This is a genomic window from Flavobacterium johnsoniae UW101 (assembly GCF_000016645.1).
GTDB lineage: Bacteria > Bacteroidota > Bacteroidia > Flavobacteriales > Flavobacteriaceae > Flavobacterium > Flavobacterium johnsoniae.
This window is the reverse complement of the sequence record NC_009441.1, coordinates 4,043,818-4,068,924: the sequence shown is the minus strand read 5'-3', so window position 1 is coordinate 4,068,924 and position 25,107 is coordinate 4,043,818. Positions and strand designations below refer to the sequence as shown.

Annotated in this window: 19 protein-coding genes; 14 read left to right on the top strand and 5 right to left on the bottom strand. The window is 33.7% G+C overall.

Translation table 11 applies throughout. From position 1 onward, the window contains the following. Positions 1–7 precede the first annotated feature (7 nt). Positions 8–586, bottom strand: a complete 579-nt coding sequence (locus tag FJOH_RS17620; RefSeq protein ID WP_012025387.1) for a pentapeptide repeat-containing protein — start codon at positions 584–586, stop codon at positions 8–10. A 157-nt stretch (positions 587–743) separates the two neighbouring features. Between FJOH_RS17620 and aspA the strand changes: the two genes are divergently transcribed. The 7 genes from aspA (at position 744) to FJOH_RS17585 (ending at position 8,543) form a co-directional block, all read left to right on the top strand. Then, positions 744–2,153 (top strand): aspartate ammonia-lyase, encoded by a 1,410-nt coding sequence (gene aspA, locus FJOH_RS17615; protein WP_012025386.1) that lies wholly within the window; start codon positions 744–746, stop codon positions 2,151–2,153. 150 nt (positions 2,154–2,303) lie between these two features. Then, complete coding sequence (locus FJOH_RS17610) at positions 2,304–3,578, top strand: BamA/TamA family outer membrane protein (RefSeq protein ID WP_123875773.1); 1,275 nt, start codon at positions 2,304–2,306, stop codon at positions 3,576–3,578. Between the two features lie 112 nt (positions 3,579–3,690). Beyond that, positions 3,691–4,311, top strand: a complete 621-nt coding sequence (locus FJOH_RS17605; RefSeq protein WP_012025384.1) for an outer membrane beta-barrel protein — start codon at positions 3,691–3,693, stop codon at positions 4,309–4,311. A 168-nt stretch (positions 4,312–4,479) separates the two neighbouring features. Next, positions 4,480–5,154 (top strand): response regulator transcription factor, encoded by a 675-nt coding sequence (locus FJOH_RS17600; protein WP_012025383.1) that lies wholly within the window; start codon positions 4,480–4,482, stop codon positions 5,152–5,154. Between the two features lies 1 nt (position 5,155). Next, positions 5,156–6,559 (top strand): sensor histidine kinase, encoded by a 1,404-nt coding sequence (locus FJOH_RS17595; protein ID WP_012025382.1) that lies wholly within the window; start codon positions 5,156–5,158, stop codon positions 6,557–6,559. 77 nt (positions 6,560–6,636) lie between these two features. Beyond that, positions 6,637–7,359, top strand: coding sequence for an adenine nucleotide alpha hydrolase family protein (locus FJOH_RS17590; protein WP_012025381.1), 723 nt, complete (start codon positions 6,637–6,639; stop codon positions 7,357–7,359). A 236-nt stretch (positions 7,360–7,595) separates the two neighbouring features. Beyond that, on the top strand, positions 7,596–8,543 hold the full coding sequence (locus FJOH_RS17585) for a bestrophin family protein (RefSeq protein WP_012025380.1): 948 nt from the start codon (positions 7,596–7,598) through the stop codon (positions 8,541–8,543). An 83-nt stretch (positions 8,544–8,626) separates the two neighbouring features. On the opposite strand, the gene FJOH_RS17580 is transcribed toward FJOH_RS17585, so the two are convergent. Next, positions 8,627–10,048, bottom strand: coding sequence for an aminotransferase-like domain-containing protein (locus FJOH_RS17580; RefSeq protein WP_012025379.1), 1,422 nt, complete (start codon positions 10,046–10,048; stop codon positions 8,627–8,629). Between the two features lie 96 nt (positions 10,049–10,144). Between FJOH_RS17580 and FJOH_RS17575 the strand changes: the two genes are divergently transcribed. Further along, positions 10,145–11,062, top strand: coding sequence for an EamA family transporter (locus FJOH_RS17575; RefSeq protein ID WP_012025378.1), 918 nt, complete (start codon positions 10,145–10,147; stop codon positions 11,060–11,062). Positions 11,063–11,390: 328 nt separating this feature from the next. Further along, a complete protein-coding gene (locus FJOH_RS17570; protein WP_012025377.1) occupies positions 11,391–13,649 on the top strand; it encodes an acyl-CoA dehydrogenase family protein in 2,259 nt (752 codons plus the stop codon). A gap of 66 nt (positions 13,650–13,715) precedes the next feature. Here the strand turns inward: FJOH_RS17570 and FJOH_RS17565 are convergent, their stop codons facing one another. Further along, positions 13,716–14,462: an NUDIX hydrolase gene (locus FJOH_RS17565; protein ID WP_012025376.1), complete on the bottom strand. Its 747-nt coding sequence runs from the start codon at positions 14,460–14,462 to the stop codon at positions 13,716–13,718. A 309-nt stretch (positions 14,463–14,771) separates the two neighbouring features. Between FJOH_RS17565 and FJOH_RS17560 the strand changes: the two genes are divergently transcribed. Further along, positions 14,772–17,216 carry a glycoside hydrolase family 3 C-terminal domain-containing protein gene (locus tag FJOH_RS17560; protein ID WP_012025375.1) on the top strand — a complete coding sequence of 815 codons (2,445 nt, stop codon included), beginning with the start codon at positions 14,772–14,774 and terminating at the stop codon, positions 17,214–17,216. 151 nt (positions 17,217–17,367) lie between these two features. Here FJOH_RS17560 and FJOH_RS17555 read toward each other — a convergent pair whose 3' ends face one another. Then, positions 17,368–17,712 carry a 5-carboxymethyl-2-hydroxymuconate Delta-isomerase gene (locus tag FJOH_RS17555; RefSeq protein ID WP_012025374.1) on the bottom strand — a complete coding sequence of 115 codons (345 nt, stop codon included), beginning with the start codon at positions 17,710–17,712 and terminating at the stop codon, positions 17,368–17,370. 133 nt (positions 17,713–17,845) lie between these two features. Here FJOH_RS17555 and FJOH_RS17550 point away from each other — a divergent pair, with 133 nt between their 5' ends. The 4 genes from FJOH_RS17550 (at position 17,846) to FJOH_RS17540 (ending at position 23,436) form a co-directional block, all read left to right on the top strand. Continuing rightward, positions 17,846–19,489, top strand: coding sequence for a DUF6377 domain-containing protein (locus tag FJOH_RS17550; RefSeq protein WP_044047827.1), 1,644 nt, complete (start codon positions 17,846–17,848; stop codon positions 19,487–19,489). A gap of 208 nt (positions 19,490–19,697) precedes the next feature. Next, positions 19,698–21,914: a glycoside hydrolase family 3 C-terminal domain-containing protein gene (locus tag FJOH_RS17545; RefSeq protein WP_012025372.1), complete on the top strand. Its 2,217-nt coding sequence runs from the start codon at positions 19,698–19,700 to the stop codon at positions 21,912–21,914. A gap of 188 nt (positions 21,915–22,102) precedes the next feature. Continuing rightward, positions 22,103–22,249 (top strand): DUF1349 domain-containing protein, encoded by a 147-nt coding sequence (locus tag FJOH_RS26655; RefSeq protein WP_012025371.1) that lies wholly within the window; start codon positions 22,103–22,105, stop codon positions 22,247–22,249. A 56-nt stretch (positions 22,250–22,305) separates the two neighbouring features. Then, the gene (locus FJOH_RS17540) at positions 22,306–23,436 is read left to right on the top strand and encodes an acyltransferase family protein (protein WP_012025370.1); all 1,131 of its coding nucleotides are present in this window, start codon (positions 22,306–22,308) and stop codon (positions 23,434–23,436) included. 194 nt (positions 23,437–23,630) lie between these two features. Here the strand turns inward: FJOH_RS17540 and tyrS are convergent, their stop codons facing one another. Further along, positions 23,631–24,833: a tyrosine--tRNA ligase gene (gene tyrS, locus FJOH_RS17535; protein ID WP_012025369.1), complete on the bottom strand. Its 1,203-nt coding sequence runs from the start codon at positions 24,831–24,833 to the stop codon at positions 23,631–23,633. Positions 24,834–25,107: the final 274 nt, after the last annotated feature.

The following is a 25,107-nucleotide window of genomic DNA, read 5'->3' as shown; positions in this document are numbered from 1 at the left end:
GTAATGATTAACTGACGATTACATCGTGTTTAAATAGCAGTCCTTTAACCTCATTCAAAGAAAAAACAGCCTTTTTTAATTTCGTTTTAGAAGGATCAATAGTATAATTATAACTCGTTTTAAAATCGGCTTTGTTGGCGATGGCTTTATCAAATTCTGATCGGTATAAATCACAATTATAGAAAACGGCATTCGTAAGATCTGCCGCCATAAAATCAACGGCAATCAAACTGCAGTTCGTAAAACAAGTTCCTTTTAATTTTAAAGTATAAAACTTCGAAAAGTCTAAAATACAGTCATTAAATTCAATTTCAAATATCAATTTGTCGCACATTGCAAAATTCACTTCTTTAATTTCACATCGGTTAAATCTCGCAGTCCTAAAAGCTGTATAATTAATTTTTGCTTCATTAAAAATACAGTCATTAAAAACACAATCGATAAAAGTAACGGCTAAAAAAGTGCAGGCAGAAAAATTACAATTATTAAAAACACAGCATTCAAAATCTTTAAAATTAAGATCATCTTTGTCGTAAATAATCGTAGTGTATTCTTTATCAATAAAATATTCGCTTTCTTTTTTCAACTCTTTTCGATAATTATTTGAAGGTGAAAAGGTAATAATTTACCACAAAATATTCTTCTTAAAATGCAAATCATTTTCATTTCATTCACATTTTTAATCCACAAAATGCTGTAGCTTTACACTTATTTTTTAAGTTAAAACAGATCAATTTTATTATATGGAACCAACAAGAAAGGAACATGATTTTTTAGGAGAATTAGAAATTCCAAATCATTTATACTACGGAATCCAAACTTTTAGAGCGGTAGAAAATTTTAATATTACAGGAATTCCTATTTCAAAAGAGCCTTTATTTATCAAAGCTTTAGGATATGTAAAAAAAGCGGCAGCTTTAGCAAATAAAGACTGCGGCGCAATCGATTCGAAACTTGCAGAAGCCATTTGTTATGGAAGCGACCAGGTAATTTCGGGTAAATTTGATAAGGAATTTGTCAGTGATTTAATTCAGGGCGGAGCAGGAACTTCTGTAAACATGAATGCTAATGAAGTAATTGCCAATATCGGACTGGAATATTTAGGTCATAAAAAAGGCGAATATAATTTTCTGCATCCCAATAATCATGTAAACTGTTCGCAGTCTACAAATGATGCTTATCCATCGGCATTTAGAATTGCTTTATATCTTAAAATGGAAAGCTTCATTAAAACTTTAGCTGGTTTAGAAGTTGCTTTCGCTAAAAAAGGAGAGGAGTTTAAAGAAGTCCTGAAAATGGGAAGAACGCAGCTTCAGGACGCGGTGCCAATGACTTTAGGGCAAGAATTTAAAGCCTATGCGACAACAATTGGCGAAGATATTCAGCGTTTAAAAAATGCTCAGGAATTATTGTTGGAAATCAATATGGGAGCAACAGCCATTGGAACAAAAGTAAATGCTCCGGAAGGTTATCCGGAAATTTGTGTTTCTTATTTAGCCAAAGAAGTTGGAATTCCGTTAACACTATCACCAGATTTAATTGAAGCAACAGTTGATACAGGCGCTTATGTGCAGATTATGGGAACTTTAAAACGTTCTGCGGTTAAAATATCTAAAATCTGCAACGATTTACGATTACTAAGTTCAGGCCCAAGAACAGGTTTTAATGAAATCAATCTTCCGGCACGCCAGCCGGGATCGTCTATTATGCCTGGAAAAGTAAATCCGGTAATTCCAGAAGTAGTAAACCAGACTTGTTTTTATGTAATAGGTCAGGATTTAACAGTTACAATGGCAGCAGAAGCAGGACAATTGCAATTGAATGTAATGGAACCTGTAATTGCTTTTGCAATGTTTACTTCGCTGGATTATCTTTCAAATGCTATTCAGACTTTAATCGATAAATGTATTAACGGAATCACCGCAAATGTAGATCACTGCTACAATATGGTTATGAACAGTATTGGAATTGTAACACAGTTAAACCCAATTATTGGTTATGAAGAAAGCGCCAGTATCGCAGGTGAAGCTTTAAAAACAAACAAAAGTGTTCATCAAATAGCTGTTGTAGAAAGAAAACTTATTACACAGGAAAAATGGGATGAAATTTATTCTTTAGAAAATTTAATTCATCCAAAATTTATAACAAAATAATATTGTTATAAAAAATATAATAACAAGCCGTCGGTAAATCGACGGCTTTTTTTGTTTTATAGGTAAAAGTTATTGTGTAAAGTCTTGAAAATGAATTATATTAACAAGAGGTTTGAATTTGTCTTAATAAAAATTAAAATTTTTTGGAGAATGAAATTCTTAAAGAATATAAATTTTCAGCATAAATTTAAAACAGCAGTTCTGCTATCGATTACACCTTTATTTTTAACTGCACAAATTAAAACAAACCCGGAAGAAAGAGAAATATGTCCGCCCAAAACGATCTTTGAAGTCTTTAAAAAGAAAGATTCAGTTTTAGAAATCAAACCAGCAAAAAACAACTTTTTTCTCGTAATTCCTGCAATAGGATCACAGCCCGCAACCGGATTCTTTTTTGGTGCCGTAGCACAATATACATTTAAAGGAAAACAAGAATCAGATAAATATTCTGTAGCTAATCTTGGAATTATTTATACCTTAAAAAAGCAGTGGATGATTAATGTAAAAAATAATATCCTGCTTAAAAACAACCGAATATTTTTAAGCGGAGATTATAGACTTTATATTTTTTCACAACCCAATTATGGTTTAGGAACCGATATAATTCCGCCTCGTCGGGATCGTGATCCAGGTTTTAGTATTGATTCTCTGGCTCAGGCAATGGATTATAATTATTTCAAGTTTCACCAAACCGTTTCTTTTGAAGTTAGGAAGAATTTTTATGTTGGCGGCGGTATCAATATCGATTGGTATACAGATATAAAAGATAAAGAATTAGATATTGAAAACGGAAATTTAACCTATCATTACAATTACAGCCAAAAACACGGTTTTGATAATTTAGAATATTTTCTAACAGGTGTAAGTTTTAATCTCGTTTACGATTCTAGGGACAATCAGGTAAATTCTTCACGAGGCTGGTTTGCCAATATTAATTATAGATTTAATCCTGTATTGTTCGATAATCAAAAATACAGCAATATTTTATATGCAGAATATCGAAATTTTATTCCGGTTTCGCCAAAAAACGATCGATATATTCTCGGTATTTGGGCTTATGGCCAGTTTGTAACCAGAGGTGAAGTTCCGTATTTAAATTTGCCTGCCATTGGCTGGGATCAGCGGAGCAGGAGCGGTGAAGGTTACACGCAGGGATTATTTAGAGGAAACGGTCTCGTTTATCTTTCAACAGAATTTAGATTTCCTCTTATATGCAATCAAATGCTGAGCGGTACAGTTTTTACCAATTTTGTAACAGCCAGCAATGCAGATAATAATATCGGACTTTTTCATTCTATTCAGCCCGCAGCAGGTGTTGGACTGAGGTTGTTAATAGATAAAAAAACACGAACAAATCTTGTAGCTGATTACGCCTGGGGAAATAATTCTAAAGGATTTTATCTCAATGCAGGAGAAGTTTTTTAATTGTTTTGTTTGTTAACTATTTGATTTTGTGAAAATTATGATTGTAAAATGTTAAAAATTTAGAAGAAAAACCTTAAATTTGATAACCATTTAACTTTCAAACACAAAATTTATGAAAAAGTACAGTTTATTATTAGCTGTGTTTCTATCGGCGATAGGAATGCAGGCTCAGGATGCAAGGTCATTTTCTCTTAATTTGTATGGTGGTTATAACTTTTCAGATAAGTTGGATTATGACGGTTACTCAGCAACAATTGAAGACGGTTTTCAGTATGGAGCGGGATTTGAGTATTTCTTTACAACAAACAATTCAGTTGAGTTAAAGTATTTAAGGTCAGATGTGAAAATACCTTTTTATGGTCCGGCAGGAAATCAGATTAATGCAGGAAACGATAAAGGTGCCTTCAATTTTATTTTAGCAGATTTTACCCATTATTTTGATACAGGATCAAATTTGCTGCCTTATCTGGGTGCTGGTGCCGGTGTAGGTATTGTTGAAACACCTCAGGGCGGAAGCGGTACTTATTTTGCCTGGGATGTAAAGGGCGGAGTAAAAATAAAAACAGCTTCATCAGTTTCTGTAAATCTTAATGCCTACTTACAATCTATGTCGGCAGCGGTTGGAGAAAGCTATTATTGGACCTATTGGTATGGACCAGTCGCGGTCGATGATTATATTTCGACTTTTCAGTTTGGATTAGGTGCCGTTGTGAGTTTTAATTTTAAAAATTAACTCAAATTTTAAAAATTTCTTTTTCAAAATATAAAAAAGCATTCATCAAAAGTGAGTGCTTTTTTTATGCTTGTAAAAGTCATTGTTCATAATTAAATCATAATTTATAACTATTATGAATAATATTTTTGAACTCAATCCTTATTTTTGTTGTATATACAAGTTAATATGAAGTTACTAATAGTCGAAGACGAACCAAATCTTTTATCGATTTTACGTAAAGGTTTTGCCGAAAATAACAACGAAGTAAGTGTGGCTCTTGATGGTAAAACTGCCCTTGAGATGATTGACAATTATAACTTTGATGTTGTCGTTTTAGATGTTATGCTGCCGGATATTAACGGAATAGAGATTTGCAGAAGACTTCGCGCCAGTAAAAACTTTGTGCCTATTTTACTTTTAACGGCTTTAGGAACTTCAGAAAATATTGTAACAGGACTTAATTCCGGTGCCGATGATTATTTGGTAAAGCCTTTTAAATTTGGAGAACTTGATGCCCGCGTAAACGCCCTGCACAGAAGAGCACATCAGGAAACCGATAAAATTGACGTGATTACTATTGGCGATTTAGAAATAAACGGACGTGCTAAAACCGTTAAAAGAGATGGAGAATCTATTATTTTAACAGCAAAAGAGTTTAAACTCCTGTATTATTTAGGTAAAAATGCCGGAAGAATTGTTTCTCGCGATCAGATTTTAGATAATGTCTGGGACATTAATTTTGACATGAATACCAATGTTGTTGATGTTTATATTACCTATTTAAGAAAAAAAGTAGACAAGCCTTTTAAAACTAAACTAATTCATACCATGAAAGGTTTAGGTTACGTTATAAAGCCATAAAATGGATATTAGAAAAAAAATTACTTTTACTTATGTAGCACTTTCTACCTTTAGTACCTTGCTATTGAGTATTATAGTATTCGTTTTATTTAGAGAAAATAACCGTTATCATTTCTTGAAAAGACTGGAAGACCGCGCAAAAATTGTGGCTTCTATCCATTTTCAGCATGATCCCGAAAAAATCAAATATTACAGCAACTTAAAGAAAAACGGGCTTGAGGAACTTATTGAAGAAGAAGAATATGTTCTTAAAATAAACAGTGCCAATAGTTTCGATTATAATACTAAACTAAATCTTCCAAATAAGTTTTATTCTAATATCCTTGCAACCGGAGAAGATTATTTTGAAGTCAACAGCAAATATTATCTTGGACAGGTTTTTACAGAAAGAGACCAAAAATATATTGTAATTGTTGGCGCGCGCGACCGCAGAGGAAAAACTACAACCGTTTATATTGTCAAAATATTGCTTTTTGGCGGTATTGGTTTTATACTTCTGGCTTTCTTTTTAGGTCGTTTTCTGGCTAAAAGGGTTATAAATCCTGTAGCTAGAATAACAAAAGAAGTAAACAGAATCAGTGCTTCAAATCTTCATAACCGATTGCCGGCCGTTAAAAACTCTGATGAAATTTCAGATTTAACAGAAACCTTCAACGATATGCTTGACAGGCTTGAAACATCATTTGAAATTCAGGCCAATTTTATCAATAATGCTTCACACGAATTAAAAACGCCAATTACTACGATTATTGCCGAGGCAGAAATTATGCTTCTAAAAGAACGTGAAGTAGCAGAATATATAGAATCATTACAAAACATATACGGACAGGCTTCAAGATTAGGAAACCTCACTGAAAGTTTATTAAAATTGACTCAAACGGGGTACGATGGAAATAAACAGGTTTTGGACATTGCCAGAATCGATGAATTACTATTGGATGTAAAATCTGATTTAGATAAAATTTTCCCGGATAACCGTGTGAGTATTAAAATGAATTTTGCACCAAAAGATTCTAATTTACTTTTAATTCCCTGCAATAAACCGCTTTTAGAACTGGCGATTAATAATATTATAACCAACGGCGTTAAATATTCAGACAATAATGAAGTATTTGTAACGCTTTCGGCAAACCTGGATGCGATTAAAATTTCGATTAATGATATCGGGATCGGAATTCCGCCAGAAGATATTCCGCATTTGTATGAACCTTTCTTTAGAGGGAAAATTGCGGCAAAATATATAGGTTATGGTTTAGGTCTTCCATTGGCTTCAAAAATCATTCGCATGCACGACGGAGAAATACAAGTACAATCAGAACAAAATAAAGGTACGATTGTAACCATCATCTTTAAAAAAACAAATCCGAAAAAGAACAACATTAAAAATTCTAATGTTGAATCTTAGAAAAATCTAATTTAAGATTAAGACCCTTCTAATTTTCAGGCAGTTATTTTGTATGTATAAACTAAAAGATTATACATATGAAAAATTTCCTAATACCTACTACTTTAAAAGATGATACAATTTCTGCTGTAAAATCAGCAATTAGTCAGGCAAAAGAATCAGGCTGTGAAATTGTTCTAATGATGGTTTCTGAAACTCCGGATGCCTTTTCATCATCTAATTTTTTAAGAGAAATGAGAACCGGACTTACCAAAAGTCAGGAAGAAGTTCTGGAAACCTGCAGATATATGATTGATCATACTAAAAACTGCAAAATAAAAATCCATAATCAATACGGACTTTCGTCTCCCATTTTTAGAGGAATCATCGAGCATTTTGCTGTAAAATTGGTTATTCTGACCCATTCTTATAAACAGGAAACAAAGCGCATTCACCAATATTTAGTGCAATTAGCCGCAAATCAAAAATGCCCGATTCTGCATTTAGGAAACGAACAGTTCAAACAAGACTTCACAAAAGCACTTTATATCGAAAACAGCAGTGCTAATATTCATGTAAAAGATGTTCAGCAGTATTTAAATCAAAATTTCTCGTATGAAATTGTAAGCCAGACTTCCAAAATCGATGATAATTACGAAGAAGTTGCGCCTTATTTAACTGAAGCCATTTCGAAATACGAAATAGATTTACTGGTAGAAACCCGTAAAGGAGAAAAAATCAAATTTAAAAAAGTAAAAAAACACGACATTAATGAAAAACTGGGACTTCCCGTGCTTTCATTATATGAGGAGCTGGCTTAGTTTTTTTCATAATCATTTAATTGTATTAATATAAATCTAACGTGCCGCTAGGCACCCCAATATTGGTAGAAAAATAATTGATAATAAATTCAAAACGTGCCGTAGGTACGCAGGAAATAATAACATAGCGTACCTACGGCACGCCAATGAAATTTGAACTCATTTATTGTCTACCAACGTTATGTGCCTAACGGCACATGCAAACCGTAATATTAATTTAATTTAAAACCGAAAATATGTTATTAAGAAAAAGAATACCAATGAAGTACGTTCTCGGGAAAATTAAAGTAGAAATTGCTCTGGTACTGGCTTATACCGTACTATTTGAAATATTTCACCATTATTTTGTTACACTTCCCGTAGATATTCCAATTGCGATTCCAACCATGATTGGAACCATTATATCTCTATTATTAGCTTTTAAATCCAATCAGGCGTATGACCGCTGGTGGGAAGCCCGAATTGTGTGGGGAGCCGTTGTAAACGATTCGAGAACCTTAATCCGTCAGGTGCTGACGTTTTATAAAGACCCTGATTTTTCTGTTGAAGCAAGCGAATTCAAAGAAAACTTTGCTAAAAGACAAATCGCCTGGTGTTATAGTTTAGGAGAATCGCTTCGAAACCGAGACGCTATAAAACCGTTAAAAGGTTTAATGAGCGATGAAGAAATAAAATACATCAAGAACCATCAAAACGTTCCAAATGCTATTTTAATGCTTCATGCGCGCGATCTTAGAAATGCTAAAATCGAGAAGAAAATCAATATGTACCAGCAGGTTGAAATTGATAATACGCTATCGAGATTATGTGACGAAATGGGAAAATGCGAGAGAATTAAAAACACCATTTTTCCAACCACATACAGCATGTACATTAGGCTGACCTTGTGTTTGTTTATTTTATTACTGCCGTTTGGACTGACTAGTGTATTAAGCTGGTTTGCAATTCCGTTAATTACAGCAATTGGTGCGGCTTTCTTTTTGATCGAAAGAATGGCAATTCATTTACAGGATCCGTTCGAGAACAGACCAACAGATACGCCTGTAACGGCAATTGCCAATACAATTGAAAAAAATATCAAGCAAATGCTGAATGAATATCAAAGTGAATTTGATATCCTGAAAGAATTTGATCTAAACGACGAACCTAAGAAAGTCGAAAAAGACGCTTATTTCGTTTTATAACTTTTTAATTTTGGTCTCTTTAATTAATTGTTGGCCGGATGGTGAGTAGTTGCACTGTCCGGTTTTTTTATAAAACGTATTTTCTAAATACTTTTTGCCAGTCTTCCTAAAGTTCGAATAGACTCACGCAGTTCATTCGTCCACGGAAGTCCAAAACTCAAACGCATACAATTTGAGAATTGATCCTGAAAAGAAAAAATTCTTCCCGGTGCAATGCTTATATTATGTTTTAATGCCAAATGATAAAAAGCAGAAGTGTCGATTTTTTTATCCAGTTCAACCCAAAGGAAAAATCCGCCTTGAGGCTGGCTTACTTTTGTACCAGCCGGAAATGATTCTAAAACTGTATTGATGTAATTATTGCAGTTTCGGTTCAGGATTTGGCGAATTTTGCGAAGATGATTTTCATAACGTCCGTTTTTTAAAAAATCGCCTACCACTTCATGCGTAATAGTAGGAGAGGAGATCGTATGATATAATTTTGCTCTCAGAATTTCTTTTTTAAATTTTCCCGGAGAAACCCATCCAACACGATAACCCGGTGCCAGAGTTTTAGAAACCGAACTGCAGCAAAGTACAATACCACTTTCGTCATAGGTTTTACAGTTAGTCGGTCGGCTTGAGCCAAAATATAAATCGCCGTGAATATCATCTTCAATTAACGGAACATTATAGAAATCCATCAAGCGGACAATCTCTTTTTTGTGTTCATTCGGCATCATACTTCCAGACGGATTGCTGAAATTGCTCATCAAAACACAAGCTTTAACTTTGTTTGCCGAAAGTGTTTTTTTAACAGCTTCAAGTTCAATTCCCGTTGTCATATTAGTAGGAAGTTCCATTACATACAAACCTAAAGATCTGGCTAATTGCAGAATTCCAAAATATACCGGACTTTCGGTAATAATTGTGTCTCCCGGTTTTGTCAAAGCCAATAAACAATCTGAAATAGCCGAAATACAGCCTGGAGTTGTAATAATATCTTCTTCAGTCAAGGAACCTCCCCATGTAAAAGACCAGCGCGCAATCTCTTTTCTTAAATTACTGTTTCCCTGAATTTCCTCATAACTCGTGCCGCTGTTTGGTAATTGGCGCATTGCCTGAACCATTCCTTTATTCAGCTTTGCTATTGGTAACAGTTCATTTGAAGGAAAGCCAAGCGAAAGCATCGTTAAGTCTTTTTTGCGCATATCGCCGTAAACCAAATCTACTAAATCTTCGCGTTCAATATTTTCGACGCTTAAAATTGGTGTGCTGGCAGAAGGTTCTGAAATGATTCGTGCCGAAATATTACTCACATAATAACCAGACTGCGGGCGCGATTCAATCAGCGAACGGCTTTCGACTTCATAATAAGCCTTGCTTACTGTACTCATACTATAACCCGTTTCTGCACAGACTTCTCTTATCGACGGCAGTTTATCGCCAACATTTAAAAGACCTGATTTTATTTGTTTTTCAATCACGTCTGCAAACTGTAGATATAAGTAATTTGAGTTTCCCATAAAATTAAACTGTTATGGTGCAATTTACAAAAACTGTATCTGTATTGCTACTTTATTTTTTAGAAATTTGTCTCTTCAAAAAAACAAAAAACTGTCGTGAAAACCACTAAATATTACATCGCTGCAATTACTGCCTATACCACTTGGGGATTTTTTAGTTTGGTTTTAAGACCAATACACGAATATCCTGCGCTGGATATTTTGTTTTATCGCGTTTTCAGCTGTAGTATTTTAATGCTTTTAATTACCTTTTTGTTTAAAAGAAAGGCATTTCAGGAAACCATTGCAATTTTCAAATCCTTATCTGATTCTGAAAAGAAAAAAGCAGTTTTATTAAACATTGGAGGGAGTTTCTTTTTAATGGCGAACTGGTTCACCTTTATTTATGTAATGAATCATGTGAGTGTAAAAGCTACTTCTCTGGCTTATTTAGTGTGTCCAATTTTAACCACACTGCTGGCATTTTTTATCCTAAAAGAAAAACTGGCAAAAACACAATGGCTGGCTGTTGGTTTAAGCATTTTAGGATGTTTGTTATTGTCGTATGCCGATATTATGGATATGTTTTTCAGCATTATTATCGGTTTAACTTATGCATGTTATCTGGTAAGCCAGCGTGTTAACAAAGGTTTTGACAGATTCATTGTGCTGACATTTCATATTACTTTGGCAGCTATTTTATTATTCCCTTTTTATCCGGAATACAGCGGGCCGATTCCAACTGAATTTAAATTTTATTTCTGTATAGAAACCATCGCCATTGCATTTACAATTATTCCATTGTTCCTAAACTTGTACGCCCTTTCAGGAATCAACTCATCAACCGTTGGAATGTTGTTAAATGTAAATCCGATGATTGCTTTTTTATTAGCAAATTTTGTCTATCACGAAAAAATCAGTGCTTTGCAAATCAGTGCTTACGGCATTATTTTTATTGCAGTGTTAGTTTTTAATTCACATCATATTTTTGCTATAAAACAGAAATATATCCTGTCGTCTAAAGATTCTCACTAAGTTAATCTTGTATTTTTTATTGGTTTAAGGTATAAAATTACGAGAATCTTAACAGGAATATTAAACAGGAATGAGTATTTTTCATTCCTGTTTTTTTATGCAGTAAAATGAAATACAGACCGCAGATTGTACAGATTAAACGGATTATTTTCTTTATGTAGAAAGTCAGCCACGAATTACACAAATTTTCACGAATTCAAATTGATTTAAGAATCAGTATAAATGAAAATAAATTCGTGAAAATTTGTGTAATTCGTGGCTGTAAAAAAAACTTTTAATCTGTATAATCTGTGGCAAAAAATAAAAATAAAAACCGAATCTCTATTATATGAAACCAGCTAAACTTCAAGCCTTTACTCCGTTGTTTTATTTAGTGTGGTCTGACGATCTTTTGACTCAAAAAGAATTTTCGACACTAAAAGAATTTATAAACTCCTTAAATGTTTTATCACAAGAAGAAAAAGAGTATTTACTATCTAAAGTAGATATTTCAAATCCGCCTTCACGAAACGAACTCACACAATGGAAATTAGACATTGAAAAAAGTATTCAGGATAAATCTTCAATCAAATCAATTTTTGATATTGCAGAAGCACTTTCGGGAAGCGATTTAGATTTAACACCAATTGAATCAGATTTTATAAAACTTGAAAATGATCTTGGAATTTTAGGCGAAGAAGCGCTTCAGAACTTTAAAACAAAAGCCGATTCTTTTACCGCAAATTCACATACTACGAGCAATTTTGATATTCAGAAAATAACAGAATTTCTGGATGGGAAAGAAGCACCAATTATAAAAAAGGTAAAATCGGTTATTTCCCGACCAGAGTTTGCATATGAAACGTCTACAGATATTAATGTTTTCCGCCAGACGGTTTACAATTGGTGTAAAATCCTGGCCGATGAAAATCTGGGAAATATGGCGTATCCAAAAGAATACGGCGGCGGAGGCAATGTAGAAGATTATTTTGCAATTATGGAAACGCTAAGTTATCACGATTTAAGTTTAGTGATAAAATTTGGTGTTCAGTTTGGACTTTGGGGCATGAGCGTTCAGTCTCTTGGAACCGAAAAACATTATGCTAAATATTTAAAAGATATAGGTTCGTTAAAACTTCCGGGTTGTTTTGCAATGACCGAAACACATCACGGATCGAACGTAAAAGGTCTGGAAACTACTGCAACTTATAATCATAGCGATCAGACTTTTACCATTCATACACCAAACAAAAATGCTCAAAAAGAATACATCGGGAACGCCGCAGTTCACGGGCAGATGGCAACGGTTTTCGCTAAATTAGTTATCGACGATCATGATTATGGCGTAAATGCTTTTGTAGTGCCATTGCGTGATACAGACGGTAATACGGTAAAAGGAGTAACAATTGGTGACTGCGGTCATAAAATGGGATTAAATGGAGTAGACAATGGAACTATCAGCTTTGATAATGTTGTGATTCCAAAAGAAAATATGCTGGATCGTTTTGCTTCTGTAAACGATAAAGGAGAATTTGAAAGTCCAATTCCGAGTGATAACCGAAGATTTTTCACCATGTTAGGAACTTTGGTAGGAGGAAGAATCGGGATTCCGCGTTCAGCTTTGGCAGCAGCCAAATCCGGATTAACTATTGCCATTCGTTACAGTGACCAGCGCCGACAATTTGGTCCTGAAGGCGGATCTGAAGTTCCGATTTTAAATTACAGAATGCACCAGCGCAGATTATTACCGCATTTGGCAAAAACGTATGCTGTTCATTTTGCGCTTCAATACCTTACCAAAAGATTTTTGAATAAGAAAGAAGAGGAAATGCAGGAAATAGAAGCACTTGCTGCAGGAATGAAATCGTATTCAACCTGGAGTACAAGAGATATTTTGCAGGAATGCCGTGAAGCTTGCGGCGGAAAAGGTTATTTATCTGAAAACCGAATCGATGCACTTAAAAACGATACTGAAATTTACACCACTTTTGAAGGCGATAATACAGTTTTAATGCAGTTAGTAGCCAAAAACCGTCTATCTGAATTCAGAAAGTCTTTTGGCGAAATGGGATCTTTGGGAATCATTAATTATGTATATGAAAATGCCAAAACGGCCATTACAGAAAAAAATCCAATCGCAACCCGAAGAACAGATGACGAACATTTACTTGATAAGGAGTTTCATCTGCAGGCTTTTGTACATAGAGAAAAAACAATTCTGGCTTCGGCAGCAAGACGTATCAAGAAATTAGTCGACGGCGGATTAGAAGCCTACGATGCTTTTAATGTTGTACAGCATCAAATGATCGATGTGGCTCAGGCTTATCTCGAACGTATTGTTTTAGAACAGTTTCAGGAAGCCGTTAAAACAATCGAAGACGAAAATTCAAAACAAATATTGACAAAATTATATCAGTTATATGCGCTTTCGCAGATAGAAAAAAACAAAGCCTGGTATTTGGAAGACGGCTATATGGAAGCTGTAAAAACCAAGGCAGTTCGTAAAATTGTAAATCAGCTTTGCTGGGATATTCGTCCGGATGCCGTAGCGTTGGTAAATGCCTTTGATATTCCGGAAAGCTGTTTAGCAGCGCCAATTGCAGTTTAGATTTTAATCTGTGCTAAAGAAATCTTAAATAGCCCGTGGTTTCACCACGGGCTATTTTTGAAAAAATTACCAGTTTCCTTTCAAACCTTCTTTTAGAGCTTCATTATATTTCGTTAAATCAAAGCTGTATAAATCCGGGGCTTTGTGCGCACCGCCTTTACGCGATTCGTCTAGTTTAATAAGAATATCATAACGAAGAATTTTTCGATAAAAATTACCGCGATTCAGTTTTTTGCCCAAGATAGCTTCATACAATTTTTGAAGTTCCGGCATTGTGAATTTTTCCGGCAGTAAATTATAACCAATAGGATGATTATTGAGCTGTTCTCTAAGAGTAAGCAGTGCTTTATCAAAAATAGCTCTGTGATCCATCATAAATTCTGGCAGAGTCTCAATCAATTTCCATTCGACTGCATTTGAGTATTGGTCAATTCTTAATTTTACCTGCGAATGTTCTGCAAGGGCATAATAACCAATAGAAACAAAACGCTGTTTGTTCCAAATGCTGTCATCATAAGCCTCAAAAGCACTTTCAGATCTTTTTAAATTTCCAAAAGTGTAAAACTGCTGTAAATAGATATTTTCGGTTCCGGTTCTGTCTTTTAAAATTCGCATTGCGGCATCATCTACATTTTCATCTTTTTGTACATAACCGCCTGGAAGTCCCCATAAATTCTGATCCTTCATATTTACGGTAAGAACATGAAGTGCATTTTCGTAAAAACTAAAAATAACACAGTCAATAGAAAGTGACGGAATATATTTTTCCCAAGCTTCGGCAGACTGTTGTTCAAGTAATTTCTTTAGTTCCATTTATTTCTATTTGTTTTCAAATTTAATCTATTTAAGAATTTTAAAGCACTGCGAATCTCCAAAACTTTATTTTTTGCCAATAAAACCAGCATTTTTAAAGGTTTTTTGCTTCTGGGTATTTTTTAATGTATTTCATGTTACGCTGTGAATACAATAGTTTTTATGGTTTTTAATTGTGATAAATTAAAATTTAACCTGTTTTATTTGTTGAAACGAAAAAAAGTAATTAATATTGCTTCATAATGAAGCAATGAAAAAAGCTGCATATTAAAACTTTACTATTTTCTAAACCACATTTTAGTTTCCCTTATGAAAAAAACAATTATAAAAACAGCACGAGTATCACTTTTGACTGCTTTAGTGATTTCGAATTTATCATGGAACAGTGTTTCTGATGATGAAAATAATCCGCCTTTTCTAACAGTAAAAGGATTTACTTTTAGAGATTTAAATAAAAATGGAAAACTGGATATTTATGAAGATACCAGACTTTCGATTCACGAACGTGCTGTCGATTTGGTCAAAAAAATGACTGAGGAAGAAAAAGCTAATTTTTTAATGGGAACGGGAATGCCGGGTTTTGACGGAATAAAACCGGTAGTAGGAGCAATTGAAGGACGTGTTCCAGGGGCTGCAGGAGGAACTTACGAAATTAAACGTTTAGGAATTCCGGCCATTATTGTGGCTGACGGACCTGCGGGACTTAGAATAAAACCTATTCGTGAGAATGATAAAAATACGTATTACTGTACCGCTTTTCCTGTTGGAACTGCTTTAGCTTCAACATGGAACGAATCATTGATTGAAAAAGTAGGCAAAGCAATGGGAAATGAAGTAAAAGAATATGGAGTTGATGTATTGCTGGCGCCGGCTTTAAACATTCACAGAAATCCTTTGTGCGGCAGAAATTTTGAGTATTATTCTGAAGATCCGCTGGTTTCTGGCAAAATTGCTTCGGCGATGGTAAAAGGGATTCAGTTAAATGGAGTAGGAACTTCAATTAAACATTTTGCAGCTAATAATCAGGAAACCAACCGCCTTTCAATCAATGAACACATCAGCGAAAGAGCTATGCGTGAAATTTATTTAAAAGGTTTTGAGATTACTGTAAAAGAATCAAATCCATGGACGGTTATGTCTTCGTATAATTTGATTAACGGAACCTATACTTCGGCAAGAAAAGACCTTCTAACAGATATTCTTCGTAATGAATGGGGGTTTAAAGGGATCGTTATGACAGACTGGTTTGGAGGTTTTGCCGGAGCACAATCTATTATGGCAGGTTCAAGCAATGTTACAGAACAGCTGAGTGCCGGAAACGATTTATTAATGCCGGGAATCGAAGCACAAAAGAAAGCTATTATTGAAAACATCAATAATAAGAAATTATCTAAAGAAGTTGTAGACAAAAATGTAGAAAGAATTCTGGAATTGGTTTTAAGATCGCCAATTATGGAAAACTACAAATACTCAAACAAACCCAATTTAAAAGAAAACGCACAAATTACCAGACAGGCAGCATCTGAAGGAATGATTTTGCTGAAAAATGATAAAAATGTGCTTCCGTTTACGAACAAAAAAGGAAAAGCAGCCGTTTTTGGAGTTACATCATATGATTTTATTTCGGGAGGAACCGGAAGCGGCGACGTAAACGAAGCTTATACAATTTCTTTATTGGATGGTTTAAAAAATGCAGGTTACTCAATTGATGAAGAATTAAAAACAACTTACACACCATTTGTTGCAAAGGTAAAAGAGGCAGAAATGGAAAGCCGTAAAAAAGAAGGTTTTCTGGCTTTACCAAAAAGACTTCCTGAATTAAAATTGGAAAAACAAGAAATTGCAAAACACGCCGCATCATCAGAATTGGCAATTATAACTATTGGTAGAAATTCTGGAGAAGGAGGCGACCGCAAGGTTGATAACGATTTTAATCTTGCTCAGGATGAGGTAGAATTAATCAATAATGTTTCTGAAGCTTTTCATTCAAAAGGAAAAAAAGTAGTTGTAATTTTAAATATAGGCGGTGTTATAGAAACTGCAAGCTGGAAAGATAAAGCTGATGCCATTTTACTTTCATGGCAGCCAGGGCAGGAAGGAGGAAATTCAGTAGCTGATGTTTTTTCAGGAAAAGTAAATCCGTCTGGAAAATTAACTATGACTTTTCCAATGAAATATGAAGACACACCATCGGCAAAAAACTGGTTAGGAACTCCTGCAGACAATCCGGCAAATGTAACGTACGAAGAAGGTGTATATGTTGGATATCGTTATTACAATACCTTTAATGTAAAACCATCTTATGAATTTGGTTTTGGAAATTCATATACAACATTCAATTATTCTGATGTAAAATTAAGTTCACCAGTTTTTAATAATGCAATGACAGTTTCAGTTACAGTTAAAAATACCGGAAAAACTGCTGGGAAAGAAGTAGTGCAAGTATACTTGTCTGCACCTTCAAAATCTATCGATAAACCCAAAGAAGAATTAAAAGCTTTTGCAAAAACAAAGGAATTAAAACCAGGCGAAAGTGAAACTTTACAACTGGTATTGTCACCAAAAGATCTGGCTTCTTTTTTAGAAAATAAAAATGCATGGATTGCAGAAGCAGGAACTTATAAAGTTTTGGTTGGTGCTTCATCTTTAGACATTAAAAAAACGGCAGAATTTACAGTATCAAATGAAATTGTAGTCGAAAAAGTAAAAAAAGCTTTTGAACTCGACACTCCATTTAAAGAGTTAAAACAATAATAAATTAAGTAATTGGTTTTTGTAGCAAATTAATGTTTTAACTAAAAATTCCACTTGATATTCGAACAGAATAATTAAGTGGAATTGTCTTTTTTATATCATTTGTAATATGAAATAAGTTTGCTTATATCTTTTTTGAAAATAATCGGCTTTAAATCATTGTTTTATTGAAATAATTTAATTTTTCAAAATCCTGAATGTTGATGGAAATTACAGGAACCTGTGGAAGTAAAGAGTTCAGTTTTGTTACAATTACTTTAGATAAATTCCCTTTTTGATCGTCGTTTCGGCCTTCCATTATATAACTAAAAACGTGTATAAAATCATCCAGAGTATTTCCGTTGTTGTAATAGCTAAAAGGATTGATGCGTACTTTAATTTCAGATGCCGTAAATAATCCAGTTGATAAAGCTGCATCAAAAACTTCCTGCATTATATCATCTGCAGATTTTAACCGAATTACATTTTCTGAACAATCTATTATAAAGTGCGGCATAATTTTAAGTTTTAGGTTAAATTTTTATTGTAACAAAATTATGAAAAACGATACTTGTAATACGTGGTAGAAAAGATATTTTTCTATTTTACACTTTAGTATATTTGTGCGTTTCATTTATCTCTTTATTAGTTTGAAAAATCTATTCCTGTCATCTTTTATAGTTCTTATCTGCTTTCCGGTTTTTGCATTGGATAGTACTGATACTATTTTAACTAAGCTCAATTTTGCTTTAAAAAATAAAGAGCATTATGTAAGGCTGAAAGAAGAACGAATTTTGAATTTCAAAAAAATAAAATCTGATAATTTAACTCAGGAACAAGAATACAATTACAACAAAACGTTATATACAGAATATCAAAAATTCAATTCAGATTCGGCAATATTGTATGTAAAAAAGAATTTGAAGATTGCTGTACAGCTTCAAAATAAAGAACTGGAAGATCTGGCTAATCTGCAATTAGTTACCTTATATTCATCTTCAGGAAAATACCGCGAATCTGAAGCCATTTTGAAAAGCATCAACAAAAAAACACTTTCGGCACATTTACTGCCTACCTATTATATTTCTTATCGCGAGTTTTTTGAACATTATGCGGCAAACAGCTACAATGAGGAATACCGTCTGCAGATTATAAAATACAGAGATTCGCTGCTTAAAGTTTTAGATCCTAAAACATTAGATTATAAAATCAACAGAATCCAGCAGAACATTTTTCTTAGAAAATTTGGTAATACACAAAAGCAATTACTGGCATTATTAAAAAATACGCCAGAAGAGAATCCGCAGTATGCTATGATTACCTATTTGCTTGGTAAAATTAATGAAGCAAAAAACAATCTGGAACTTAGAAAGAAATATTATGCACTTTCAGCTGCATCAGATTTAAAAAATGCGAATAAAGATAATGCTTCGCTGCAGGAACTGGCTTTGGTTTTTTATGAAATTGGCGATGTAGATATGGCTTACAAGCTTACACAATCAGCCATTGAAGATGCCTTATATTGTAATGTACAATTCCGTACACTTTTAATGTCAGAAGTATATTCGATTATCAATACTGTTTATTTAGAGAAAGAAGCCAAGCGAAAAACTGAATTACAGTTATACTTAATCTGCATCAGCTTATTATCTGTCTTTTTAGTTGCCGCAGTAATTTATGTTTACAAACAAATGAAAAAGGTTTCTAAAATTCGTGCTGAATTGTATGAAACGACTCAAAAACTGGCCAAATTAAATAAAGAAATAACCGAGACAAACGAACAGCTGCAAGAAACCAATTCGCAGTTATCAGAATCTAATCATGTTAAAGAAGAATATATTGCGCATTTTTTCAGCCTTTGTTCTACTTATATAAACAAACTTGAGAATTACCGTATCATTTTAAATAAAAAAGCAACGGCTAAACAGTTTGATGAAATTTACAAAATGCTAAAATCGACTACTTTAGTTGATAACGAACTCGAAGAGCTTTACAAGAATTTTGATATTATATTTCTAAATCTATATCCAACGTTTGTAAAAGACTTTAATACACTTTTAATTCCCGAAGAACAGATTGTTTTAAAACAAGGAGAACTGCTGAACACGGAGCTTAGAATTTTCGCTTTAATCCGACTTGGAATTACAGACAGTGTTAAGATAGCAGCATTTCTTCGTTATTCTTTAAGCACAATTTACAATTACAGAACACGAGGCAGGAATAAAGCCGCAGTTTCGAGAAATGATTTCGAAGAAATGGTCATGAAAATTGGCTCAATGGCATTGAAATCCTAAAAAAACATTTTAAAAGCACTACTTTTTTTAGTGCTTTTTTTTATTTATTTAATTGTTAATCAATTGTTTAATTTTTTTAATCACTACTTTTTTGCGTTTAAAAATGTAACATGTACGATAACGTTTTAGTTTTACAATATTATTAAAAGGTACAACTGACCACTAGTATCTTTTTAGAAATTGAATGCTTAAATAAATTATAATAGTTATGTTTAAAAACGTTAAAACAATCGTTGTTTTAGTTTTATTGAGTTCATTCGGATTGAATGCACAAAATAAAGTTCCGGTTTATCTTGATGATAAGAAGCCAATTGATGAGCGTGTAGAAGATGCGCTTAAAAGAATGACAACCGAAGAGAAAATTGCCATGATCCATGCGCAGTCTAAATTTAGTTCACCTGGAGTGAAACGTCTTGGAATTCCTGAAAACTGGATGACCGACGGACCTCACGGAATTCGTACTGAAGTAAAATGGGATGAATGGGATCAGGCTGGATGGACAAATGACTCTTGTATCGCATTTCCGGCTTTAACAGCTCTTTCTTCAACATGGAACAAAGAACTATCTTCTTTATACGGAAAATCAATTGGAGAAGAAGCACGTTATCGTAACAAAAATGTACTATTAGGACCAGGAGTAAACATTTACAGAAGTCCATTAAACGGCCGTAATTTCGAATACATGGGAGAAGATCCGTTTTTGGCTGCAAAAATGGTTGTACCTTATATTAAAGGAGTACAGGCAAACGGTGTTGCTGCTTGTGTAAAACACTTTGCATTAAACAATCAGGAAACAAACCGTAATTCTGTAAACGTAATCGTTGACGATCGTGCATTATACGAAATTTATCTTCCGGCTTTTAAAGCTGCAGTTCAGGAAGGCGATGTTTGGTCGATTATGGGATCTTACAACAAATACAAAGGACAGCAATGCTGCCACAACGAATATTTGTTAAACGATATTCTTCGAGATGAATGGGGCTTTAAAGGTGTTGTAGTTTCAGACTGGGGAGGAGTAAATGATACCAAACAAGCTATTCACAATGGTCTTGATATGGAATTTGGTTCTTGGACGAATGGTCTTTCATGGGGAACAAGTAATGCTTATGATAACTATTACTTAGCAAAACCGTATTCGGAAATGATTAAAAAAGGTGAAGTAGGCACAAAAGAGTTAGACGAAAAAGTACGTCGTATTTTACGTTTATCTTTCTTGACTACGATGGATAGAAATCGTCCGTTTGGATCTTTTGGAACACAAGAACACGCTGATGCAGGCCGTAAAATTGCCGAAGAAGGAATTGTATTATTACAAAACAACAATAACATTCTGCCAATTAACCTTTCTAAAACTAAGAAAATTGCAGTAATTGGAGAAAATGCTATTAAAATGATGACAGTAGGAGGAGGAAGTTCTTCTCTTAAAGCTAGATACGAAATTACACCTCTTGAAGGTTTAAAGAAAAGAATTGGCAACCAGGCAGAAATCGTGTATGCACGAGGTTATGTGGGAGATCCAACAAGTAACTACAACGGAGTTGTTGCAAAAGTAAGCTTAGAAGAAAAACGTCCACAGGCTGAATTAACTGCCGAAGCTTTAAAAGCTGCTAAAGATGCAGATATCGTTCTTTTTATTGGAGGTTTGAACAAAAGTCCAAATCAGGATGACGAAGGACACGATCGTAAACAATTAGAATTGCCTTATGGTCAGGATAAATTAATCAGCGAATTAGCAAAAGTAAATAAAAACATTGTTTTTGTAAATATTTCAGGAAATGCAGTTGCAATGCCGTGGGTAAAAGAAGTTCCTGGAATTGTTCAGGGATGGTTTTTAGGAACTGAGGCTGGAAACGCTTTAGCAAATGTTTTAGTTGGAGACGTAAACCCTTCTGGAAAACTTTCTTTTACTTTCCCTGTAAAATTAGCTGATAACGGAGCTCATGCTTTAGGAGAATTTCCAGGCGGCGATGAGGTAAAATACAACGAAGGAATTTTTGTTGGATACCGCTGGGTTGATAAAAATAAAGTTAAACCATTGTTTCCTTTCGGACACGGATTAAGCTACACAACTTTTGCTTACGGAAAAGTAACAGCTGATAAAAAACAACTTTCAAGCAGTGATAAAATTACATTTTCTGTGAATGTGAAAAATACAGGAAGCAGAGAAGGATCTGAAGTTGTTCAGCTTTATATCAGCGATTTAAAATCTTCATTACCACGTCCGGTAAAAGAATTAAAAGGATTTGAAAAAGTTTCGCTAAAAGCGGGAGAAGAAAAAACAGTTACGTTTACTATCGATAAAACGGCTTTAAGTTTCTTTGATGATAAAAAACACGACTGGGTTGCAGAACCGGGAGCTTTTGAAGCAATTGTTGGAGCATCTTCAACAGATATAAAATCGAAAGTGGGCTTCTCACTTCAATAATTTCATTATTTCTAAATTGGTTGGTTAGTAAAAGCTGCAAGTGTAAAAATTTGCAGCTTTGCTTTTGATTTAATTTTACCATTAAGATGATTAAGAGAGCTTTATTTTCTAAATTGTTTTGAAGCTAAAACAAGATTTATTAAGTTCAGCTTAATTTTCTTAATATCTTTTATGACAAAAAATATATCATGACTAGAAATGCACCTTTACAAGATAATACACCTGTACAGGGTGGGTTAATGGCAGCATCGCCAGACGGAAAAGGTTTCGAAGCTAGATTCGAAAATTTCACTGTAAAAACATCTTCCGGACCAGCGAAGATCAGAATGGCTTAAAATCACCAGTAAAAACAATTATAACTAACTATTAACCATTAATAATTAACCATTTTATGAGTTCAGTTTCAGTTGACATTCAACCAAAAAATCACTATGAAATTTTAGATGGACTTCGAGGAGTTGCCGCTGTATTGGTTGTAATTTTCCACATTTTCGAAGCTTTTAATGAAGGAAGCCGTTTTAAACAAATTATGAATCACGGTTATCTTGCCGTAGACTTCTTTTTTCTTCTCTCCGGATTTGTTGTAGCATACGCCTATGATGACCGCTGGAGTAAGTTAACCCAATGGGAGTTTTACAAACGACGCTTAATCCGCTTACAGCCCATGGTAATTATGGGAATGATAATTGGAGCCATTTTTTATTATTTTCAAGAATCAAGTGTTTTTCCGCAAATAGCAACAATGCCCGTTTGGAAGTTATTATTAACAATGGTAATTGGTTTTACACTGCTTCCAATTCCGCCGTCAATGGAAATTAGAGGCTGGGGAGAAATGCATCCTTTAAATGGTCCGGCATGGTCACTTTTTTTTGAATATATTGCTAACATCTTGTACGCCCTAATTTTTCGCAAATTTTCAAATAAAGTACTATCAGTATTCGTATTGATATTTGCCGGACTTTTAATAAACTATACTGTATTTGGGCCAAAAGGAGATGTAATTGGCGGATGGTCGTTAAATCTGGAACAAATGAATGTGGGTTTCACTCGTTTATTATATCCATTTTTTGCTGGGGTTCTGCTTTCTCGTTTAGGAAAACTAATTCATATTAAAGGTGCTTTCTGGATTTGCAGTATTATGATTGTAGTTATATTCTGGATGCCAAGATTTGGTGATGAAAATACTTTATGGATGAACGGTTTATATGAATCTTTTAGTATTATTTTTTTATTCCCGTTAATTGTTGCCATTGGTGCAGGAGGCGAAATTAAAAATCCAATTTCACTTAAAATATGTAAAGCCTTAGGAGATATTTCATATCCTATTTACATAATACATTATCCATTAATTTATTGGTATATGGGCTGGGTTATTGAAAATAAAGTTCCATTAAAAGACGGTTATCTATTAGGAATCGGTGTTTTATTTGCCAGCATAACTATTGCCTATCTATGTTTAAAATTATATGATGAACCGGTTCGTAACTGGCTTCAGAATAAATTTCAAAAAAGAAGGAGTTAAGTTTAGGTTCAAAGGTTCAAAGGGAAAAACTTTGTCCCTCTGAACCTCACTAAAAATATTGAATTTCTTAATTTTGTTAGTTATGAAATTTCAAAAAAGGGATAGACTTAATTGTTTATCCCTTTTGTTTTTCGAAAAAAGACAATCAAAGAAACCTTTGTCTCTATGTCACTCTGTTTCTCTAAACCTAAAATCTAAACCAATTCATAGAAATTTCGTTTTCCAATTTTAATTTTGGTTTCCTTTTTCAACTCAATCAATTCGTACGGATTTGTAATTTTTAAATTATTTACTTGAACAGCACCGCTTTCGATCAGTCTTCTGTTTGCTGATTTTGTAATGTCATTTTTTATAAAAGCACAAAGATCAATTAAAGCCATTTGATCAGATTTATTTTCTAAAGAAGAAATCAAAACAGGAACAAACGATTTTTCCTCAAAGTTTTTGTTCTGAAACTGATTTACGAAAAAATCTTCTGCTTTATCTGCTTTTTTCTCATCATGGTATTGATTGATGATATTTTTTGCAATTATTTTTTTGATGTTCATTGGGTTTTCTTCTTTCAACCGATTTTTGATTTCCTGTTTTTCTTTTGTAGAAAAATCAGTTGTGAGTTCTAAGAATTCCAAAATAAGATCATCAGGAATTGACATTGTTTTGCCAAACATTTCATTAGGTTCATCTGTTAAACCAATGATATTATTGAGCGATTTGCTCATTTTTTCCTTTCCGTCCAATCCTCTTAATAAAGGCATGCACATTACAATTTGCGGAGATTTTTTAAAAGTTTCCTGCAATTGTCTTCCCATAGTGCAATTAAAAAGCTGGTCTGTACCGCCCATTTCAATATCGGCATTAATTTTAACCGAATCAAAACCCTGCAAAATTGGGTACACTAATTCATGCATGGCAATAGGTGTATTTTCAGTAAAACGTTTATTAAAATCATTTCGCTGCATGAGCTGCGCAACCGTTACGTTTGACATGATCTGAATTACTTCAGAAAAAGAAAGTGAATCCAGCCAGTCAGAATTAAAAACAATCTGCGCTTTCTCTACATCAATGATTTTTGATAATTGAGCAATATAAGTTTCGGCATTGTGCTGTACTTCTTGGACATTTAGAGGTTTTCTGCTTTTGTTTTTTCCGGTTGGATCGCCAATTCTGGCTGTAAAACTTCCCACCAAAATCACAATTTGGTGTCCTAAATCCTGAAATTGCTTTAATTTTTTTAATACAACGGCATGTCCTAAATGCAAATCAGGAGCAGTAGGATCAAAACCCAGTTTAATAATCAGTTTTCTGTTTTCTTTTTCAGCCTGATTTAATTTTTCTTCCAGACCATTTTCCGGTAAGAAGATTGCGGTGTTTTCTTTAAGTTTTTGAATTGTTTCCATTTTTTTGAAAATAAAAAAGCCCGGACAAAATGCCCGGGCTTTAAGGTTTATATAATTTATAATACTAATTTACAGTCGTGAATACGTTGAATTATATGCATAGCCTATCCGAGCAGATATTATTGCATAATAATAAGTGCTGAAAAAAGGAAGGCGTAATATGCTGTTCAAAAATTTCATGACTGCAAAGATAAATTTTTTAATTATAAATTTTAAAATTATTCTAAAAACCAATTCTCCTAAAGTTTTAAAAAAAACTTTGTTCCCCAAAATT